The sequence below is a fragment of the Comamonas testosteroni genome, assembly GCF_014076415.1.
Taxonomy (GTDB): Bacteria; Pseudomonadota; Gammaproteobacteria; order Burkholderiales; family Burkholderiaceae_C; genus Comamonas; species Comamonas testosteroni_F.
This window is the reverse complement of record NZ_CP043568.1, coordinates 170,244-189,920: the sequence shown is the minus strand read 5'-3', so window position 1 is coordinate 189,920 and position 19,677 is coordinate 170,244. Positions and strand designations below refer to the sequence as shown.

The 19,677-nt window shown below is 64.5% G+C and carries 18 protein-coding genes and 1 pseudogene; 6 read left to right on the top strand and 13 right to left on the bottom strand.

Going from position 1 to position 19,677, the window contains the following annotated elements:
• Positions 1-3 precede the first annotated feature (3 nt).
• From F0P97_RS00825 to F0P97_RS00795, 7 genes are read right to left on the bottom strand one after another with little or no spacing between them, the layout of a single operon-like run.
• Positions 4-372, bottom strand: coding sequence for an EamA family transporter (locus tag F0P97_RS00825; RefSeq protein WP_182285246.1), 369 nt, complete (start codon positions 370-372; stop codon positions 4-6).
• Complete coding sequence (locus F0P97_RS00820; protein ID WP_182285245.1) at positions 365-1,273, bottom strand: alpha/beta hydrolase; 909 nt, start codon at positions 1,271-1,273, stop codon at positions 365-367. Before F0P97_RS00820 ends, F0P97_RS00825 begins: the two co-directional genes overlap by 8 nt.
• Positions 1,270-1,983: an MtnX-like HAD-IB family phosphatase gene (locus F0P97_RS00815; protein WP_182285244.1), complete on the bottom strand. Its 714-nt coding sequence runs from the start codon at positions 1,981-1,983 to the stop codon at positions 1,270-1,272. The genes F0P97_RS00820 and F0P97_RS00815 overlap by 4 nt, the downstream gene beginning before the upstream one ends.
• Positions 1,976-2,911, bottom strand: coding sequence for an HlyD family secretion protein (locus F0P97_RS00810; protein WP_182285243.1), 936 nt, complete (start codon positions 2,909-2,911; stop codon positions 1,976-1,978). The genes F0P97_RS00815 and F0P97_RS00810 overlap by 8 nt, the downstream gene beginning before the upstream one ends.
• Positions 2,912-2,913: 2 nt before the next feature.
• Positions 2,914-3,669: an ABC transporter ATP-binding protein gene (locus tag F0P97_RS00805; RefSeq protein ID WP_182285242.1), complete on the bottom strand. Its 756-nt coding sequence runs from the start codon at positions 3,667-3,669 to the stop codon at positions 2,914-2,916.
• 10 nt (positions 3,670-3,679) lie between these two features.
• Positions 3,680-4,828, bottom strand: a complete 1,149-nt coding sequence (locus F0P97_RS00800; protein ID WP_182285241.1) for an ABC transporter permease — start codon at positions 4,826-4,828, stop codon at positions 3,680-3,682.
• Positions 4,825-6,213, bottom strand: a complete 1,389-nt coding sequence (locus tag F0P97_RS00795) for an efflux transporter outer membrane subunit (protein ID WP_182285240.1) — start codon at positions 6,211-6,213, stop codon at positions 4,825-4,827. The genes F0P97_RS00800 and F0P97_RS00795 overlap by 4 nt, the downstream gene beginning before the upstream one ends.
• 234 nt (positions 6,214-6,447) lie before the next feature.
• Here F0P97_RS00795 and F0P97_RS00790 point away from each other — a divergent pair, with 234 nt between their 5' ends.
• Positions 6,448-7,197, top strand: coding sequence for a response regulator (locus F0P97_RS00790; protein WP_370545698.1), 750 nt, complete (start codon positions 6,448-6,450; stop codon positions 7,195-7,197).
• The gene (locus F0P97_RS00785; protein ID WP_182285239.1) at positions 7,182-8,354 is read left to right on the top strand and encodes a sensor histidine kinase; all 1,173 of its coding nucleotides are present in this window, start codon (positions 7,182-7,184) and stop codon (positions 8,352-8,354) included. Before F0P97_RS00790 ends, F0P97_RS00785 begins: the two co-directional genes overlap by 16 nt.
• Here the strand turns inward: F0P97_RS00785 and F0P97_RS00780 are convergent.
• Positions 8,329-9,885, bottom strand: a complete 1,557-nt coding sequence (locus F0P97_RS00780) for a DUF3482 domain-containing protein (protein WP_232538079.1) — start codon at positions 9,883-9,885, stop codon at positions 8,329-8,331. The genes F0P97_RS00785 and F0P97_RS00780 overlap by 26 nt on opposite strands.
• A 2-nt stretch (positions 9,886-9,887) precedes the next feature.
• A complete protein-coding gene (locus F0P97_RS00775; protein WP_182285237.1) occupies positions 9,888-11,336 on the bottom strand; it encodes a DUF2868 domain-containing protein in 1,449 nt (482 codons plus the stop codon).
• Between the two features lie 186 nt (positions 11,337-11,522).
• Between F0P97_RS00775 and trpB the strand changes: the two genes are divergently transcribed.
• Both trpB and F0P97_RS00765 read left to right on the top strand, forming a co-directional pair.
• The gene (gene trpB / locus F0P97_RS00770; protein WP_182285236.1) at positions 11,523-12,725 is read left to right on the top strand and encodes a tryptophan synthase subunit beta; all 1,203 of its coding nucleotides are present in this window, start codon (positions 11,523-11,525) and stop codon (positions 12,723-12,725) included.
• A 71-nt stretch (positions 12,726-12,796) separates the two neighbouring features.
• The gene (locus F0P97_RS00765) at positions 12,797-13,033 is read left to right on the top strand and encodes a hypothetical protein (protein WP_182285235.1); all 237 of its coding nucleotides are present in this window, start codon (positions 12,797-12,799) and stop codon (positions 13,031-13,033) included.
• A 3-nt stretch (positions 13,034-13,036) separates the two neighbouring features.
• Here F0P97_RS00765 and F0P97_RS00760 read toward each other — a convergent pair whose 3' ends face one another.
• Positions 13,037-15,193, bottom strand: a complete 2,157-nt coding sequence (locus F0P97_RS00760; RefSeq protein ID WP_182285234.1) for a xanthine dehydrogenase family protein molybdopterin-binding subunit — start codon at positions 15,191-15,193, stop codon at positions 13,037-13,039.
• Between the two features lie 13 nt (positions 15,194-15,206).
• The gene (locus F0P97_RS00755; protein WP_371878535.1) at positions 15,207-15,650 is read right to left on the bottom strand and encodes a (2Fe-2S)-binding protein; all 444 of its coding nucleotides are present in this window, start codon (positions 15,648-15,650) and stop codon (positions 15,207-15,209) included.
• 453 nt (positions 15,651-16,103) lie between these two features.
• Between F0P97_RS00755 and F0P97_RS27935 the strand changes: the two are divergent.
• A pseudogene (locus tag F0P97_RS27935) lies at positions 16,104-16,289 on the top strand (DUF3224 domain-containing protein); the annotation flags it as partial.
• A gap of 178 nt (positions 16,290-16,467) precedes the next feature.
• Positions 16,468-17,844, top strand: coding sequence for a glycerophosphodiester phosphodiesterase family protein (locus tag F0P97_RS00745; RefSeq protein WP_232538078.1), 1,377 nt, complete (start codon positions 16,468-16,470; stop codon positions 17,842-17,844).
• 114 nt (positions 17,845-17,958) lie between these two features.
• Here the strand turns inward: F0P97_RS00745 and F0P97_RS00740 are convergent, their stop codons facing one another.
• Positions 17,959-18,279, bottom strand: coding sequence for a hypothetical protein (locus tag F0P97_RS00740; RefSeq protein ID WP_003071883.1), 321 nt, complete (start codon positions 18,277-18,279; stop codon positions 17,959-17,961).
• Positions 18,280-18,305: 26 nt separating this feature from the next.
• A complete protein-coding gene (locus F0P97_RS00735) occupies positions 18,306-19,538 on the bottom strand; it encodes an ammonium transporter (protein WP_182285231.1) in 1,233 nt (410 codons plus the stop codon).
• Between the last annotated feature and the right edge of the window lie 139 nt (positions 19,539-19,677).

The window sequence follows — 19,677 nt, the reverse complement described above, 5'->3', positions numbered from 1 at the left end:
CCCTCAGTGCAATCCAACGATGGCCACGCCTATGGACACCAGCACGATGCCGGCCACGCGCATGGGCGCGAGCTTTTCGCGAAACAGCACCCGTCCCAGAATCATGATGGCAACGATGTTGATGGAGCCCAGCAGCACCCCGTCCGACAGCGGCACCAGCGACAGAAACGCCAGCCAGACCAGAAACTCCGCCACATAGCAGGCAATACCCACCCACAGCCAGGGCCTGGTCAGCATGAAGCGCCAGCGCTCGGTGCCATTGCGATGCCCCGGCTCGCTGGCCGCGGCCTTGAAGGCCAGCTGCCCCCCGCTGTCTACCAGCACATTGAGTATCCACAGCGTCACCACCAGGGGCGAGAGATCACTACCCATTCGCACCCCTGGCAGGCGCCGCCGAGCTGGCGATGCGCGCGATGAATTCGTTGAGCTTGGCAATCACGGTGCGGCGCTCGCGGTCGATGGTGACCATGTGATAGCAATTGTCCAGCAGCACCAGGTCGACATGGGCGTTGACCGCGCCACGCTTGATATCGTGGGCATTGCTGACCGAGGAAATATCGTCTTCCCTGGCATGAATGACCAGACAGGGCGAGCGCAGCTGCGCCAGCCTGGCCTGCACATTCGCGGACAGGGCGCGCAGCTCGATGACGCTCCACCAGGGATTGCCGGGCAGGCCTGCGGCAGAGCTGTCGCCGCTGTTCATCTGTTCGACCACGCGCGCGCGCAAGGCCTCGTCCTTGATGCCGTAGGGCGGTGCCTCCATGAAAACGCTGTTGCGGCCAATGCCCAGCAGGCGGAACAGAGGCAGCAGGAACGCCAGCTTGGTATAGGCCGGAATGCTCCAGCCGTCATAGCGGAAGGTGGTGGACAGCGCACAGACGCCAGCCACCTTGTCGGGATGGCGCTCGGCAACGGCCAGCGACAGCAGCGCCCCCATGGACAGACCGCCGACCACGACATGGTCCACATGCAGCGAAAATCGCTGCAGACCCGACTCCACACTTGCCAGCCAGTCCGTCCAGCGGGCTGCCACCAGGTCTTCCATGCTGCCGCAATGTCCTGCCAGCTGCACCCCGTAGACCGTGAAGCCCTGTTTGTTCAGCCCTTTGGCGAGCAGGCGCATCTCGGCCGGCGTGCCGGTCAGGCCATGAATCAGCAGCACGCCGGTGCGGGCATTGAGGCCTTCGCCGGGCATGACGAACTCATGCGGCGTCACGCACAGCTGCTGCAAATCCGGCTGCAGCAGCAGCCCCAATCCATCGGCAGCATTCATGCAGTCTGCTCCATGCCGAGCACAACCTGCTCCAGCAGCTGGGTGGCCTGCGCAAAATGCTCGAAGCGCGCGTGGGCAATCCCCTGGCTCTCGCAATAGTCGATGAGCTTGTACTTGGCCAGCACGAAATCCGCCTTGCCGGAAACGCAGAAGTCCGACGTGCTGTCGCCGATATAGAGCACCCGCCCGTGCACGGCCTGCTGCTCGGCCAGGCGTTCGCACTTGCAGTTGCCGCTGGCCCGTGTGCAGCGATTGCTGGCCCAGGGCGAATCCAGTCGCCAGCTGCGCTCTCCCGTCTGCACCAGGTGATTGGCGATGACTTCCAGATCCCCGAGGCCATGGCGTGCGAGCACATGGCGAATCGCATAGTCAATGCCGTCGCTGACGACCTGCACCTTGATGCCATGCAACCTGGCCTCGGCCACGAAGCCGGCAAAGTGCTCGTCGATCTCTATGCTGTCGAGATGGTTCTGCAGCTCGGCCTCGCTCATGTCCAGCAGGGCCACCTGCCCCTTCATGCATTCGCGCGAGCCGATTTCGCCACGTTCCCAGGCGTCTTCCAGATCCTGCCAACCCGGCTTGCCGAAGCGGTTGAGCAGGGTATCGGTCACGTCCAGCAGGCTGATGGTGCCGTCGAAATCGCTTTGCACCATCCAGCCGACCGAAGCTGTACCTGCAGGCGACGGGAAAATCTGAATGCGCTTATTCATGGAAACTGACCCTCACGTTCTGACCGACCTTGACATTGGCGGGCGGCTGATCAAACGCCAGCACGCATTCCACAACCCTTACCGGGCCGCGCTGTGCATCGTCCTGCAGCTTGGCGGCGCCATAGACGGGACTGATGCGCAGCACGGTCGCAGCGGGAAACTCCTGCCGGGCAGCACTGCCGTCTGCGTCAGCGGCCACCTGGGCTTTCATGCCTTCGCGAATCGCCGTCACATAGCTTTCGTTGACTTCGGCACGCACGATCAGAGGGCGCTTGGGCAGCAGCACCGCCACCGGGCTGCCGCTTTGCAGCATGCTGCCGCCCTGGGCCAGCAGACGCACCACGACAGCGGCCTCGGGCGCACGCAGTTCATGGCGCTGCAGCAGGGCCCGCAGCTGCTCGGCCTTGCGCTTGGCGACCGTGACTTCCGCAGCCGCAATATCCACTTCGGACTGCGCGTCACGCAGGGCCTGCACGGCTTCGTCCACGCTCTGCAGGTCCGCCGCACCCTGTTTGGCAGCGGCCTGCCAGCGCGTCAGCGTGGCTTTGAGCGCAGGCAGGCGATCCTGGCGCGTCTTGAGCCTGGTCTGTGCCAGCTGCAGCTCGGACTCCGCCACCGCCAGATCGGCGCGCGCCGCATCGTCCGCGAGACGCAGCACCGCCTGGCCTTTCTGTACGCTCTGGCCTTCCTTGACCAGCAATTGCTGTACCACGCCCGATGCGGCCGACGAGAGGTCGAGCAGGCCGCCCTCGACGTCGATCTTGCCTCGCGCAACGGCGACCTGGCTTTGAGGCTTGATCTGGGCTGCAGCCGGCGTGATCACGGAGGCAGCGTCCTGAGACGGAGAGCACCCGCCCAGCACCAGCACGGCAGCCGCCAGCAGCGGCGCGCCCGACACGATGCTGAGACGAAATGGGCTTGCGTTCATGTTTATTCCTTGATGGGGCTGTTCTGGCGCCAGTCGCTGCGAATGGCGCCGTCTTCCATGCCCAGCACACGATCGGCATGGCGCACCAGGCGCGGATCATGGCTGACGCAGAGCACCGTGGTGCCATGCGTGCGCGCTGCACGGTGCAGCAAATCGATGACACGCTGGCCGCTCTCGGCGTCCAGCGCACTGGTGGGCTCGTCGGCGAACAGCAGGCGAGGCTGCTTGGCCATGGCACGTGCGATGGCCACACGCTGCTTCTCGCCGCCGGAAAGCTGAGCCGGGCGCATATGACTGCGGTGCGAGAGCCCCACTTCATCGAGCGCCTCCCTGGCACGGCGCAATGTCTCGGCGTTCCTGAGGCCCATATAGCCCAGCGGCAACTGCACCTGCTCCAGTGCCGTCAAGGCCGGAAACAGATTGAAGCCCTGGAAGACAAAGCCCGTATGGCGCAGGCGAAATTTCTCCAGCGCCGCCGTGCTGAGCTTGGCCAGGTCCTCGCCCAATGCCAGCGCATGGCCGGCATCGGGCTTTTGCAGACCCGACATCAGGGACAGCAGCGTGCTTTTGCCGCAGCCCGAAGGACCGGAGATCAGGCTCAACTCCCCCGCATACAGGCTGACGGACAGCCCCTGCAGCACATGCACCTGGACGATGCCCGACACAAAGGATTTGTCGAGGCGCACGGCCTCGAGGCTGGGCACAGCATCCTTGGCTGCAGCAGGTGTTTTGACGCGTTCCATGGTCTCGGCTGGCATGTTTCAGGCCTTAACGCAACAGGGTTGCCGGATCGGCACGCAGCAGGCTGCGCATGGCACCAAGGCCCGACAGCAGCGACAGCACGGCTACCAGAAAACCGCAAGCCAGTACTGCGGACAGGTTGAGGGCCACGGGCACGCGATAGCTGTATGCAATGCTGAGCAGCACCGCGCTGGCCAGTGCCGCCAGCACAAATCCCAGTCCGCCAATCCAGCAGGCCTGCTCGACCACCACGCGGCCCAGTGCCGCTCGGCTCACGCCCAGAGCATTGAGCACCGCATACTCGCGGGCGGACCCCGCCACCACCGCCTTGAGCGACTGGCTGGTCACGATGGCACCCACCAGGCAGACGATGACGGCCATGAAGAGGACGCCGGCACCGGCTCCGGTATCGAGCATCCAGTAACGCTGCGAGCGGCGCGCAAAGGCATCCGCCGTCCAGACCTCATAGGGGCCGAAGCTGCTGCTGGACTGGCTCAATCTCGCCTGGGCCTCGGCTGCCTTGGCACCTTGTTTCAGGCGCGCCACGAAATAGGTGCTGCCATGCTCGGCACTGGTTTCTGCAATTTCGCGGGCCGTACTGAGCGAGGCGATCACATTCACGCCACCCAGTCCGCGCAAGCCGTCGACGGCAGCCACGATCTTGACCGCATGGTTGTTGATCCAGGCCGTGCTGCCTTCCTGCGCGCCCAGAGTACCCAGGTCCGCCCTGTCCACAATCACGGCACCGGGCTCGCGCAGCAGCTGACGCTGCCAGGAGTTGAGAACCTTGGTGAACATCATGGAGTTGTACGCAGTGCTGATGCCCGAGAGATAGACGGAGACTCCGCCTCCGGCCGCCCCCTGGTCACCGACGCGTGCGCGCCAGTCGCCGTCGACCCAGACATAGGATTCCACGGCCGCCACATCGGGATCCATGCGCAGACGCATTTCCACATCGCTGCCGATATTGCGCCCGAAGTTCACGCTTTGCGTGCCCGGATAGCCCACCCAGAGGTCGGCTGACGAGGCCGTCACGTAGATCGCGGCAGAGCCGAATATGCCCAGCACCAGGGCTGCCTGCATGGCCAGCAAAACGCCCGAAAAGCCCACGGCAAACACCGAAGGGACAAAGCGTCGCCACTCATAGATCAGCGTCTTGCGCGCCAGGGCAATCATGGCTGAGCCTCTGTGGTCTGGGTAACAAGCGCAGCATCGACAGGCGCAGCGCCCACGGCCTTGTAGAGAGCCACATAGGCCAGCGCCTCGGCAGCCCTGGCGGTTGCCAGCTCGCTCTGGTTTTGCAGGCTGGCGCGGGCGTTGTCGATGCCCGCGAATTCACTGGACAGGCCCAGTTGCTGGCGCACTGCCTGGGCCTTCTCGCGCCCGGCATGAACCTGCTGCTCGGACTGCAGCTGCTGCTGCCTTTGCTGCTGAGCAGCAACGGCTGCCAGGGCGGTTTCAGCCTCGGCAATGCCATTGAGCACGGCCTGGCGGTAGGCCTTGATGCTGGCCTGCAGCGCCAGCTCCTTGCCGTCCGCCACCGCACGGCGGCGACCCCAGTCAAAGAGCGGAATATCGATCTGCGGACCGACCATGGGAATGGAGTCCGAGGTCGTGCGGTGATTGCGCGTCAGGTTGTAGGCATACAACAAGGACCCCGTCAGGGTCAACCGCGGATAGAGCGCCGCGCGCGACACGCCGACCTCGGCCGCGGCCTGCTCCACCGCGGCCTCGGCGCTTTGAATATCGGGGCGGTTGCGCAGCAGGTCTGCCGGCAGCACGGCAAGCGCCTGCACTACGGGCAGCGCGACATCGGCACTTGGCTGCAGCCATTGCGGCTCGGCGCGTTCCCGCCCCAGCAAGGCTGCCAGCGCATGGGCTGCACGCGCCTGGGCTTCGTTCAGGATGGACAGCTGAGACTCTGCGGTGCGCAGCTGCAGCTGTTGTTGCTCCAGAGACTGGGCATCGGCCAGCCTCTGCGCATGCCGAATCTGCAAGAGCTGCAGCTGTCGCCTTGCCTGCTGCACCTGCTTTTCTGCAAGACTGCGCTGCACCTGGGCCAGCCGGATATCGAGATAACGGTGCACCACATCGGCCACCAGGGCCACCCGCGACGCATGCAGCTGGGCTTGTGCGTCCAGCACGCCGGCCGCGCCTGCACGGCGTGCCGCGGCTGAATCGCCAAACAGGCCCAGATCCCAGCTCACATCAATGCTGGCATGGAAGTAAGTATCAACTGCTGCAATATCCTGCAAGGTCCGCGCTCCGGTGCTGACCGTGGGGCGGAAAGCCGCATCGGCCGTACCGGCCAGCAAGCGCTGCTGACGCAGGCGCAGCACGGCCTGAGCCACATCAAGATTCTGGGCCAGCGCCTCGTCCACCAGCGCATTGAGAGCAGGGTCATTCCAGGCGCGCCACCATTGGGCCAGCTCCGCAGAGGCCGGCTTTGGGGCCGACTCCTGCTGCTGCCATCGAGGTGGCGTGGTTCGGTCCAGCTTGACTGCCTCGGGCGCGGCACAGCCTGCCAGCAAGGACAAAGCACACAGACAAAGACTGCCCATGCGAAGACGCGAGACGTGGGAGGGAAATATCACAGCGCAGTTGGCTCAAGCTTTAGGTTGTACCCCGGGAACCTGCAGAAAGCAGAAACAGCTTTCCATCCTCTCCATTGAACGGCAGCAAGCTTTCGCCAGATTGCAGGGTTTATGTAGGAATTATGGAGAGCCGTCGCCATTCGGCTATTGCAGCGGCAACGCACATAATGTGCAGATAACAAGTTTCAGGGAGTCCAGCAGATGCATGACTTTGCTGCACACAAAACCATGACTACTTTTGCTCAACCTGCTTCCACGCCCATGGTGCTTGTCGTCGAAGACGAACCCGGAATTGCGGGCGTTCTCAGTGCCTATCTGGAGCGCGACGGCCTGCGCATCCGCATGGCGCAAGACGGCGAGGAAGCCCTGCAGAGCTTTCGCCAGCTGCGCCCGGACCTGGTGCTGCTAGACATTCATCTGCCCAAGGTCGATGGCGTTGATGTGCTGCGCATGATTCGCAACGACAGCGATGTCCCCGTCATCATGGTGACGGCCCTGGCAGACGATGTGGACAAGCTGCTGGCACTGCGCCTGGGAGCTGACGATTATGTGGTCAAGCCTTTCAACCCTCCCGAGGTGGTGGCCCGGGTGCGTGCCGTGCTGCGCCGCACCCAGGCCAAGCCTGCGCCGGTAGCCGCCCCCATACGCGTCGGCCCCATAGAAATCGACGTGGAAGCCCACAGCGCAGCCGTCTATGACGATGCGGGCCAGGCCGTGCCTCTGGCACTGACGCTCACGGAATTCCGTCTGCTGGCATGCCTGGCGGCCCAGCCACGCCGCTGCTTCTCACGTGCCTACCTGATTGAGAACTGCCTGCCGGAAAGCGATGCGCTGGAGCGGGTGATCGACTCCCATCTCTCCAAACTGCGCCGCAAGCTGCAACTGGCCGGCCAGGACGGACTGATCGAGACCGTGCGCGGTATTGGCTATCGTCTATGGCCCTGGGACTGAACCGCATCTGGGTCCGCTTTGGTCTGTGGATCACGGCGGCCGTGCTGCTGGCCATTGCCTCCCTGGCGATTGGCGTGCTTGCGTTTTCCGAGCTGCAGTACCGCGAGTTCTACCGCCACCTGCCAGGCCCCGTCAGAACCGAGCTGGAAGCGCTGAAGTCCCAGGATCTGGAGGACAGTCCCAGAGCCTTGCAGATCTACTCCGAGTACTGGGAAGGCGACCGCCTGTTTGGCGAGAAATGGTCGCTGGTCATCGGTCTGGCTGTCAGCCTGCCTTTCGGCATGGCCGTGGGCTTCTGGATTTCGCGACGCATCACCAGTCCGCTGGCCTCCATGGTGGAAGTGGCTGCGCGCGTGGAGCGTGGCGATCTGGCCTCCAGAGCCGTCAAGGGCAATGCCCATGGCGAGATGGCCGAGATGATCGACGCCTTCAACGGCATGATCGATTCGCTGGAGACGCTGGAAGCAGAGCGCCTGGCCACGGCCGCCTCCATCTCCCATGAGCTGCGCACCCCCTTGACGGTGTTGCAGGCTCGCCTGCACGCGATCTGCGACGGCGTCATCGACTCCAGCCAGGCCGAGATGAAGACGCTGCTGGCCCAGGTCGAGCATCTGGGCCGGCTGGTCGGCGATCTGCACACCCTGTCCATGGCCGACGCAGGACAACTGTCCCTGCGCAAGGAACGCATAGACCTTGCCGCACTGGTCGGCGATGTCGTCGAGGACTTGCACCCGCAGCTGCAAAAGCTGGACATGGCGCTGTCACTGGATCTGCCCATGCAGGACGGCGATGGCAGCACCGACATCAAAGCCGACGTCGATCGCTTGCGCCAGATCACCACCAACCTGATCGGCAACGTGTTGCGTCATGCCAGCAGCGGCCACTGGCTGAGCATCAGAGTGCATACGACCTCCGACCACCAGAACCAGTCATGGGTGACCCTGGAAGTGGGCGATGCGGGGCCCGGCCTTGCCGACGAAGTTCAGGCCCACCCCTTCCAGCGCTTTGCCCAGACTCCCGGCAAGCGCCGCCGGGAAGGCTCGGGTCTGGGCCTGTCCATCGTCAAGGCACTGGTGACTTCACAGGGCGGGACCGTCAGCGCCGGCGTGTCCGAGCGTGGCGGTGCCCTGTTTACGGTGCGCTTTCCCCGTCTCTGACACCGGACTCTGCGTTCAGCCCCGGATAGAGATTGGCCATGATCTGCTGCAGGCTTTGCGAGAGAAGCTCCATCATGGCGACTCTGTGCGCATCGGCAGCCGCCCCTGCGGCATGTGCTTCGCGCAGCTGCGCCCAGAGCGCCCCCCATTGCGCAGCATATGTCTGCACCGTGCCCTGGGTCAGCTCGCTCCATTGACGGGGCGCAGCAGGGCTGGTGTAGCGACCGCGACCACGGCCGAAATGCGAGATCAGCAGGTACTTGAGCAATACCTGACTCGCTGCGGCGTTCAGATAATCGGTCGAAAGCTGAAAGCTCTGCTGCTCCTGGTCGAACATCTTGTTCGCTCCCCAGGCCGCTCCCCCAAAGGTTAGCGCCCCCAACAGCGCCCCCACCAGGGCACCGGCACCCAGCGTCAAGCCTCCTGCCATCAGATCGGCCCCCAGTCCTGTGGCCGCACCGGCAGTCAACGCCCCCCACAAGCTGGCCGCCTGCGCATCCACAGGCGTGGTGATCTGAAGCTGGCTGCGCAATTGCTCCTGAATCTGACTGGCCGCCTGACCGTCGAGTCCATGAATCTCGAGCAAGCGCTGGGTGGCCTGCACATCGGCCTGACGCAAAGCCTGCATCAGCCGCTGAACGGCTGCCTTGGCTTGCGCTCCGAGCCGCTCTTCATCCTCTGCCGATTTGCCCAGCTTGGCGGTGAGTTGGCTCAGGCTTTTCCAGGCACGCGCCAGCAGCTTGCCTTGCTCGGGATCGAGCTTTTCATGCAGACCTGCCGCAGCCAGCAACTGATCTGCCATGACCGCCAGGCTCGCCTGTTCTCGCTGCTGCTGCAGCAAAGCTCGCTGTTCCAGCAGGCGCTGATAGGCAGACTGTTTGGAGCTAGGCAACAATGGCGCAATGCTCTGCATCATCTTGCGTTCATGCCACCAGCTGCGCGTGAAGGCGTCCAGCACCAGCACATCGCGCACCACGCTTTGAAAGCTTTGCGTCGCCTGTTGCCAGCGCCGCAAATCTTCCTGTGTCTGCTCTGCGGTGGTGTCGCTGCCGATCTGGTTGAGAAGCACGATGACCGGCTTGTTCATCCAGGCCAGGATGTTCATCTCGGCGCTCCAGTAGCCTGCATCGGCCGGGTCTTCTGCCGCGTTGACGAGATAGAGCATCACATCCGCATGATCGCGCGCAGCAAGCAAGGCACGCTGGCTCAGGTAAAAAGGCCTGTCGCGCCAACGATCCCAGACATTGCTGAGAAACCAGCCCAGCGGATTGCCCTGCTGCCGCAGGCGCTCATAAAGCCGCACGGAGTCGCCGAAACCCGGTGTATCCCAGAGCCACAGCTCATCGCCCTGCTGCGTTTTCTGAAGCAGATAGCGCTGTGACTGCGTGGTCACATGGGCTGCGTCGTCAATCTCGCCGACATCGTCGGCCATCAGCGTACGGGTCAGCGTGGTCTTGCCGATATTGGTGTGCGACAGCAGACACCACTGAATGCTGCTGTCACTCAGAGCCAGCTCATTGTTCTCACTCATCATCACACTCCTGCGCCGGGCACCAGGGTCGCGTTCAGGCCCGCGCCGCGCACAAATTCCCGCCACAGCTGCTCGCGCTCCTGCACTCGCGCCGGGGCACCGCTGTTGCGCGCACGAAAATCCGCCGCCCATAGCCACACATCGGTCTGCGCGCCCCAGCGGTTCAATGCCTGCGCCAGCAGCACGCCATGAATTTCCGCCTCCGGCGTGGCAGCCAGATTGAGCAGCAGCACCTGCTGTGCATCAACAGCCGAAGCGTCCGGCAAGGGCGAGCCATAGGCCAGCACAGGCAGCAGCTCAAGCTGCGCACCAGCGCCGTAGCTCTGCGCCACATGGTTGCGCAGAGCGGCCTCGCGCTCGGGCGTGATGTCCAGGCTGTAGGGCTGCACCAGCAGCGCCGTGGCGCGTCCCGCCCAGTCACGCTGCAGCTTCTGGAAATAAGGCTGCTGCAGCGGCAAGGCCAGATGCTCGCTCAACCACCAGACCCTGGCACCTTGCCACAGCGCCAGAAGCAGGCGCGGCGCCACCACCATCAATCCCAGCAGCCAGCTGTAGAGCTGCACCCAGCGCGGCCCCGCATCTGCGGCATCACCGGCCGACCAACCCTGCAACGCCTGGATCTGCGCCAGACCCCACGGCGCCAGGCCCAGCAGATGCTGCACCGGAGCAAACAGCAGGTTCAAACAGGTCTGCACGGCAGACGGCGAGAGAAAAGTGCTCTCCCAGCCCACTTGATAAGCCTTGGTGAGCCCGGTGATCCATAGCGATGCCAGCGCTCCCAGCGCCAGCATGGCAGCTCCCAGATGCAGACACATGAGCCATTGCGCATGGCGCGGTCTCTGGTTGACCTGCCACCAGTTGCGCTCGAAGTTCAGCGCCATCTTGCGCAGCCCCGTGCCGCGCGAAACACTCCACTTCTTCATCTGCAGCTTTTGCAGCCAGCCGCCGGGTGCTGCCACGGGCTGCTGCAGCGCAGCGTCCTGACCTGTCTCAGGCACCAGCGGTTCAATCACTGCTTGCCTGCGCCGAACAAGACCGCGCAGCCAGGACAGCAGCAACAGCACATAGACCAGCAGATTCCACAGCACGATGCCGATCAGTGAGGCCGAGAGCAGATCCACACGATGCGGGTCCGTGATCGCATGACCCGCAAAGCCCAGCGCAAATGCTGCTGCCATCACGGCCAGCACCATCCAGCGCGAAATACCGGCGCGCTGCCGGGCCATCACTCGTATGTCGGCAGGCAGCTGCGCTGCAGCGATCACGCGTTGTGCCCGCTCCAGCAGAAAACTCTCGAACGCTGCACGACCGCCACCCTTGGTCTTGCCCTGGGCGTGCAGGCACTCCTGCGTGATGGCAGTGCAACGCTCGGCCGTGGGCAGCACCTCGTGTGGAGCTGCGGTTTCCAGAGCATGGGCAAAGACAATGTCGCGGGCTGAGCTGGCTTTCATGTTGCTATTGTGTTTCAGAGCAGGGGCAGGTTGCCGCCAATATCAAAACAATAGCTGTCAGCGCTTTCATCTTGAGGGCTGCGTTCATTTCTGTACTGATTCCATCCGGACTTGCCTGCAAGCGCATTGAGCCCGCCGTGTGCTATGAATGCAGCTTCGCTGCACCACACACCAAGGAGACAAGCCATGACCCAGAACCCCCAGGCCATGCCCGATGCGCAAGGCTTCTTCGGCCCCTACGGCGGCCAGCTCGTACCGCCCGAGCTCAAGCAATGCATGGACGAGATTGCCGCTGCCTATGAAGAGATCGTCAAACGCCAGGATTTCCAGGACGAGCTGGCCGCACTGTTTGCCGACTATGTGGGCCGACCCAGCCCCATCTTTCACGCCCGGCGCCTGTCCGATCAACTGGGCGGCGCGCAGATCCATCTCAAGCGCGAGGATCTGAATCACACGGGTGCCCACAAGATCAACCACTGCCTGGGCGAGGCGCTGCTGGCCAAGTTCATGGGCAAGAAAAAAGTCATCGCCGAAACCGGCGCCGGCCAGCATGGCGTGGCCCTGGCCACGGCCTGTGCGCTGGTGGGCATTCCCTGCGAGATTCACATGGGTCAGGTGGATATCGAGAAGGAACACCCCAACGTCACCAAGATGCGCATTCTGGGCTGCAATCTGGTGCCCGTCACGCGCGGCGCAGCCACGCTGAAGGAGGCCGTGGACAGCGCGTTCGAGGTCTATCTGCAAGACCCCGTCAACACCATTTACGCGATTGGCTCGGTGGTCGGCCCACACCCATTTCCCATGATGGTGCGGGACTTCCAGTCCATCGTCGGCCGTGAGGCACGCGAGCAGTTCCAGGCCCGGCACGGCAAGCTGCCCGACCATGTGGCAGCCTGCGTGGGCGGAGGCAGCAATGCCATGGGCATCTTCACGGCCTTCCTGGATGACGCGTCCGTGCATCTGGTGGGCGTGGAGCCTGCCGGTGAGGGCGTGGATAAGCCCGGCCGCCATGCCGCCACGCTGTCGGTTGGCAAGCCCGGCGAGATTCACGGCATGAAGTGCTATGTGCTGGAGAACGCCGACGGCACGCCCGCCGCCGTACACAGCATTGCCTCGGGCCTGGACTACCCCGGCGTGGGCCCGCAGCACAGCTATCTCAAGGATACAGGGCGCGTGGATTACCAGTCCGTGGACGACAAGGAATGCCTGAATGCCTTCATGACGCTGTCGCGTGTGGAGGGCATCATCCCGGCTCTGGAAAGTGCGCACGCCGTGGCCTGGGCCATGCGGGTGGCGCCCACGCTGCCCAAGGAGCAGCACATCCTCGTCAACCTCTCGGGCCGCGGCGACAAGGATGCCGACTACGTGGCCCGGGTGCTCGGCCTGTAAGCCCCTGCTGGCTTTGCCAGCACATAGCCACGGCGCAGCAGCAAACGCAGCCGCTCGCCCGTGGCGGCAAAATGGCTATCCGCATTGACGATGGCCAACATTTTTACGATTTCGAATCTGCTACGCCCTGGGGTATTCCGCTGCTCCCACGCACCTGGAACACAAAGGAATACACCATGCCAGCCCCTCGGGAATTGACCTTGGCTGCATCATGCCTGGCCCTCGGCGGCTGCGCCTATCGCTGGGACGGCACGCAGTGGCTGATCGTCAGCCACCACTCGTCGCTGATGCCGGAACACCGGCAATAACGCTCAGGCCAGCGTATAGCCATGGCGCGACAGCGGCAGCGAACGCAGCCGCTCGCCCGTGGCGGCAAACAGCGCATTGGCCAGCGCAGGCGCCAGCGGCGGCACGCCCGACTCGCCCACACCGCCGATCTTGGCGCCGCTCTCGATCAGCTCGGTCTCTATCGGCGGCGTCTGCGCCAGGTGCAGCATCGGGTAATCGTGGAAGTTGGACTGCAGCACCTTGCCCTGCTCGATGCTGATCTCGCCAAAGGCGGCGGCAGCGAGGCCCCAGATGGTGGCGCCCTCCAGCTGGCGCTGCACCGTGGCCGGGTTGATGACGGTGCCGCAATCCACCACGCAGACCACGCGGTGGATGGTGATGCGCTTGTCTTTCACCGACAGTTCCACCGCCGTGCCGCAGATCGAGCCCCAGGCCTCGGACAGCGCCAGACCCAGGTGGCGGTCCCCACCCGATGGCGAAGGCGCCTGCCCCCAGCCCGCGCGGCTCGCCAGGCGCCGCAGCAGCCCGGCATGGCGGGGCTGGTCTTTCAGCAGCGCGAGGCGGAAGTCCAGCGGATTGCGCCTGGCCTGGTGGGCCAGCTCGTCGATGAAGCTTTCGAAGAAAAAGCAGTTCTGCGTGTAGCCCACGCCGCGCCAGAAGCCCGCCGGTATCGCGCTGTTGACCATGGCATAGCGCACGCCGAAATGTGGCAGCGCATAGGGCACATCGACCACACCCTCCACCGATTTCGGGTCAACGCCGTTCTTCACCCGGTCGGGGAAGTTGCGGATGTAGATCGACGAGCAGGCCAGCCGGGCCTCCAGCGCCTGCACGCTGCCGCCCTCGCCCAGCACGGCCGCGAAGCGCGCAGCGGCTGCCGGGCGGTAGAAGTCTTGCTGGATGTCCTCCTCGCGCGACCAGATCAGCTTGACCGGGCGCCTGGCCGCCTGCGAGGCCAGCGCAGCCTGGATAAAGACGTCGAACTCCTCGCGCCGCCCGAAGCCCCCACCCACGAAGGTGGAGTGCACCGCGATGCGCTCGGCCGGCAGGCCCAGGTGCGGTGCCAGGCGCTCGGCAATCTCGCCGCAGACCTGCGTGGGGCCCCAGATCTCCGCACGGTCGGCGCGCACGTCGGCGGTGGCGTTGATCGGCTCCAGGGTCGCGTGGGCCAGGTACGGCACCTCGTACTCTGCTTCCACGCGCTGTGCAGCCTCGCGCAGCGCGGCCTCGGGGTCGCCTGTGCGCTTCGCCACGGTATCGGTCTGCGCCGCTGCGCCGCGCAGCTGGGCCAGCATGGCCTTGCTGTCCACCAGCGGGCCCTCGGGCAGTTGCCAGTCGAGCTGCAGCCTGGCCAGCCCCTGTCTGGCCGGCCAATAGCTCTCGCCCAGCACGGCCACGGCGCTGCCAGCCAGCGGCACCACCTTGTGCACGCCCTTCACCGCCAGCGCGGGCTTGTCGTCGAAGGGCTTGAGCCTGCCTCCGCGCACCGGGCAGGCGGCCACGGTGCCGATGAGCATGCCGCCCACCTTCACATCCACACCGAAGACCGCGCTGCCATTGGTCTTGAGCGGAATGTCCAGCCGCTGCACCGGCTGGCCGATGAGCCGCCACTCGGGCCGGGCCTTGAGCACGATCCTGGCCACATCGGGCCGCGGCAGTTGCGCCGCCTTGGGCGCCAGCTCGCCATAGCCCAGGCTGCGGCCGCTGGCAGCGTGCAGCACGCGGCCTCGCACGGCGGTGCATCCGGCCGCATCCACCCGCCACTCGCGCGCGGCGGCCTCCACCAGCATCAGGCGCGCTGCCGCGCCTATGCGGCGCAGCGGCTCGAAAGACCAGCGCGACGAGGTGCTGCTGGCCGTGGCCTGCACCTTGAACATGCGGTTGGCATACACCGGGTCGGTCGGCGCGATCTGCGCGCGCACCTGCCGCCAGTCACACTCCAGCTCCTCGGCGATCAGCATCGGCGCCGAGGTGTACACGCCCTGCCCGATCTCGGCCGAGGGCACCATGATGGTGACGGTGCCATCGGGCGCGATGCGCAGCCAGGCGTTGATGTCATCCGGGTCGCGGGCCGGCTGGCCCTTGGCGGCAGCAATCGGCAGCTTGAAGCCCAGCACCAGGCTGGCCGCCGCGCCGCCGGCCTTGAGGAAGTCGCGGCGATCCACTTGCAATGCTTGCATGATGGCGCCCTCCTCAAGCCTTGGCGGCACGCAAAATGGCGTGCTCCACCCGCGGATAGGTGCCGCAGCGGCACACATTGGTCATCGCCTCGGCGATCTCCGCCTTGGTGGGCTGGGGCTTATCCTTGAGCAGCGCGGCCGCGGCCATGAGCATGCCCGACTGGCAGTAGCCGCACTGCGGCACCTGCTCGGCAATCCAGGCCTGCTGCAACGGGTGCGTGTTGTCGCTGGAAAGCCCTTCGATGGTGGTGATGCGGGCCTTGGCCACGACCGACACCGGTGTGATGCACGAGCGCACGGCCTTGCCATCCACATGCACCGTGCAGGCGCCGCACAGGCCCGCTCCGCAGCCGAACTTGGTGCCGGTGAAACCCAGGTAATCCCTCAGAACCCACAGCAACGGCGTGTCCGCCGCCACATCCAGACGGCGCGAGCGCCCATTTACGTTCAAGGTAATCATGCAATCCTCGACGGATTGAGGGAGCGTTTGCCGCTCTCCTAGTGGGGCGCCTCGCATTGAACACCAATGAAGCACACGCCACGCAATTTAGGATGGCGGCGCCAATCTGTCAAAACCGGGAAATAACCCAGACCCGGATCGCCGTATTGCTGTTACTTGGAGTTTTGATGAATACTGCATAAATTAACAGTATTCATCATGCTCCACCATTCCGCCACCTCCACTGCCGCGCAAGCCCACGCACGGCGGCCGCCATCGGTAGCCGCCGCCGTGTGGCCAGACGCTGGCATGGCATAGTCGCGGTCCAGTGCCATCCCCACGGGCTGGGCGGCGCTCGACCAGGCCTATGGCCTGCAACCCGAGGCCCACGAGTGGATCGCGCTGCCCGCGCAGTTTCATGCGCGGCTGGAGCTGGTGCATCGCGCTTTTTTATGCCTCAGGAGCCCAGACATGCCAAAGATCACCGGATTCTTTGAAGTACAGCTACGCCCGCTGGCCACCCATGCACAGGACAGCGACGGCATCGGCCTCGGCCGCATGTCCATCGACAAGCAATTCCACGGCGGGCTGCAGACCGTCAGCCAGGGCGAGATGCTCAGCGCCGGCACACCGGTGAAGGACTCTGCCGGCTATGTGGCCAAGGAGCAGCACATCCTCGTCAACCTCTCGGGCCGCGGCGACAAGAATGCCGATTGCGTCGCCAGGAAGCTGGGGCTGTATCGGCCGCAGCCCTGTGCTTCGGAGCTGAACACGCTCTGAGGGCACGGTCACACAACCGTCATCAACAACCGCAAGCATGAGGCGATCTCCATCCATGCCTGAAACCATGTCCCATACCCGCCACCCCGTCTTTGCTCTGACCTTGCTTGCCGCCCTTGCCCTGAGTGCCTGTGGCGGTGGAGACGGTCCGACGCCGGCACCTGCGCCGCAGTTTCTGACGCTGGACGGCAAGCAGCCCCAGGTCATCGCCCACCGCGGCTATTCGGGGCTGTACCCCGAGCAGACACAGATGGCGTATGAGAAAGCCATCGATGCCGGTGCCGACATGATCGAGCTGGACATGCACCTGAGCCGCGACTGCCAGCTGGTGGCACGCCACAACGCCTGGCTCAGCGACAGCACCAATATCGCCGAGGTCGCCAAGATCAATGCCTATGTGGCGGGCCGCAAGCGCAACACGCCCGGCGTGCTGGTCAACGTGAAGTACCCGGCCATTGCCGCCAACGGCCCCGCGCAGTACCTGAGCGACCGCATCGACCCGAACAATCAGAAGTCGGTGCTGCAGGCTCTGGTGGTCGATGGCGAGGACCACACCGGCGACTGGTCCATCTCGGACTTCACCCTGCATGAGCTGCGCACGCTGTTTGGCGGCACCACGCTGGACAACCGGGCCGATCGCCCCAGCGAATGGAATGGCAGGCTGCCACTGATCAGCGCACAGGATGTGATCGATATCGCACTCGCCAAGGGCAAGGCGGCAGGCCGCACGATTGCCGTCTACGCCGAGACCAAGAACCCTTACTGGAACAACCAGCAGGCCATTGCCAACAGCTGCGGAACGGGTGACCACCCCTTCGAAGACGCCGTGATGGCGCTGCTGGACAGGAACAATCTCAACCGCAAGGAAGCGCCCATCTACATCCAGAGCTTCGACCCCGACAGCCTGAAGTATCTGCGCAAGGCGGGCATGCAGGCCAAGGGGGTGCAGTTGATCGATGGCAACGACTACAACTTCAGGGATGGCTCCGTAGGCTATATCACCGCCGACGAATGGACCTTCATCAGCGGCCGCCCCTATAGCTGGACGCTGGCCGGCGATGCGCGCACCTTCGCGGTCATGCAGACGCCGGCAGGCCTGGCCGAGATCAAGACCTATGCCGACGGCATCGGTCCCTGGAAGCCCCAGGTGCTGGCCCATTCCGTCGTTCCCTACAAGGACGGCGCAGGCCTCAAGGACGTCAATACGCTCAAGGACACCGGCCTGATCGCCAATGCGCACAAGGCCGGCCTGGTGGTGCACAGCTTTACCTTCCGCAGCGAGGCCAGCCGGCTCGCAGGCATCTTCAAGGGCGACCCGCTGCAGGAATACCTGGCTTACTACCGCCTGGGCATTGACGGCGTGTTCACCGACTTCACGGCCGATGGCGTGAAGGCCCGTGATGCCTATATTGCCGAGCTGAAAAAGCAATAGGCTAGGCTTGTTGCCGACACAGCCTGCTTCAGCGTGCTGCAGCGGACTGCCACGGATTGCAGGCATTGTGATCCGTGGCACCAAGCCGTACCGCACTCGGATCCGGTTTGTGCCTCAGCGCAGCCCACCGATATAGCGTGCCGAGGTGCGCAGTATCTCGGCGGCCTTGGTGGTGACCGAGCTATCGCTCTGTGCGGTCTCGGCAGGCGCTGCATGCCGGGGCTTGTCGCCGCTCCAGCTGTCCTGCAGACGTCGGGCCAGGCGCGCCAGCTCCTCGTCCTGTTGCTCTCTCGCGTGCTCCAGCGCAAAAGCCACCATGGCCTGTGCATAGGCCTGGTTGCAGGCCATCCATTCGGTATCGGTCACCCGGCCCGTCTTGCGGCGCAACACCACATGCAGATGTGCGGCCACCGCCACTCGCTCGCTGTCCTCCATATACCGCTCCTGTCTTTGATGGATCACTAGTGCTGACGCTCCAGATGCAGGCTGATATCCAGGCCTTCCATTTCCTGCACGGCATCCACCCGCAACGGCATCAGCAGACGGATCAGCACCAGCACCCCGGCCGTGGCTGCGCCGCTGTAGGCAGCCACGGCTGCCACCGCAATCAGCTGATTCAGCACCGTGGCACTCGTACCCGCGATCAGAGGGTCGGCAAACACCGCCGTGAGGATGGAGCCGGCAATGCCGCCCACGCCATGCACGCCGAAGACATCGAGCGAGTCGTCGGCCCCCAGCCGGCGCTTGAGCCAGGTTGCGCCCCAGAAGCAGACAGCGCCCGCAATCAGGCCTATCCACACCGCACTGCCCACCTGCACAAAACCGGCGGCAGGAGTGATGGCCACCAGCCCACCCACCATGCCCGAGAGCAGGCCCAGCAAGGTCGGAGCGCCGCGCACCAGCCACTCCACCACCATCCATGCCAGCCCCGCAGCCGAGGCCGCCACCAGCGTGACCACAAAGGCCAGCGCTGCACGACCGTCGGCGGACAGGGCCGATCCGGCGTTGAAGCCGAACCAGCCGAACAGCAGCAGCGCAGTGCCCATGGCCGTCCAGCCCAGGCTGTGCGGCTCGAAAGGCTCGGTGCCATAGCCACGCCTGCGCCCCATCATGAAGGCACAGACCAGTGCCGCCACACCTGCGTTCACATGCACCACGGCACCGCCGGCAAAGTCCAGCGCGCCCAGCTGGTTCAGCCAGCCACCGCTCTCCCACACCCAGTGCGCCACCGGGGCATAGACGAGAACGCTCCACAGCGCGGCAAACACCAGCAGGGCCGCAAAGCGCATGCGCTCGACCACGGCCCCCACGATCAGCGAGGTGGTGATGATGGCGAATGCAGCCTGGAACAGGGCATAGGCCGCTTCGGGCAGATGCGGCGCCAGATGGCTGACCGAGATCACGCTGCGCCGGCCATCAAAGTGCAGTGAGGCGAACCAGGCGCGTCCCAGATTGCCGAGCCAGGGAGACTCGGCGGTAAACGCGAGCGAGTAGCCCAGGCCGAACCAGGTCAGGGTCACCACACAGGCCACAGCGAACACGGCCACCATGGTGTTGACCACATTCTTGCGACGTACCAGCCCCGCATAGAACAGGGAGATACCCGGCAAGGTCATCAGCAAGACCAGCGCCGACGCGACCATGACCCAACCGGTATCTGCCTTGTCGATGGCAGTCAATGGCACCATTTCCATGCACTCCCCCCTGCTTGTTTGCTTTGACAAGAAAAGGAAGCAGGTTCCATGCCAGTGCCATGCCGATGCTCTGCCGCTACACTAATGATAGCAATCCGCACTTTTTCATCAAAGAGTTCGAGCTCATTGCATATGAATC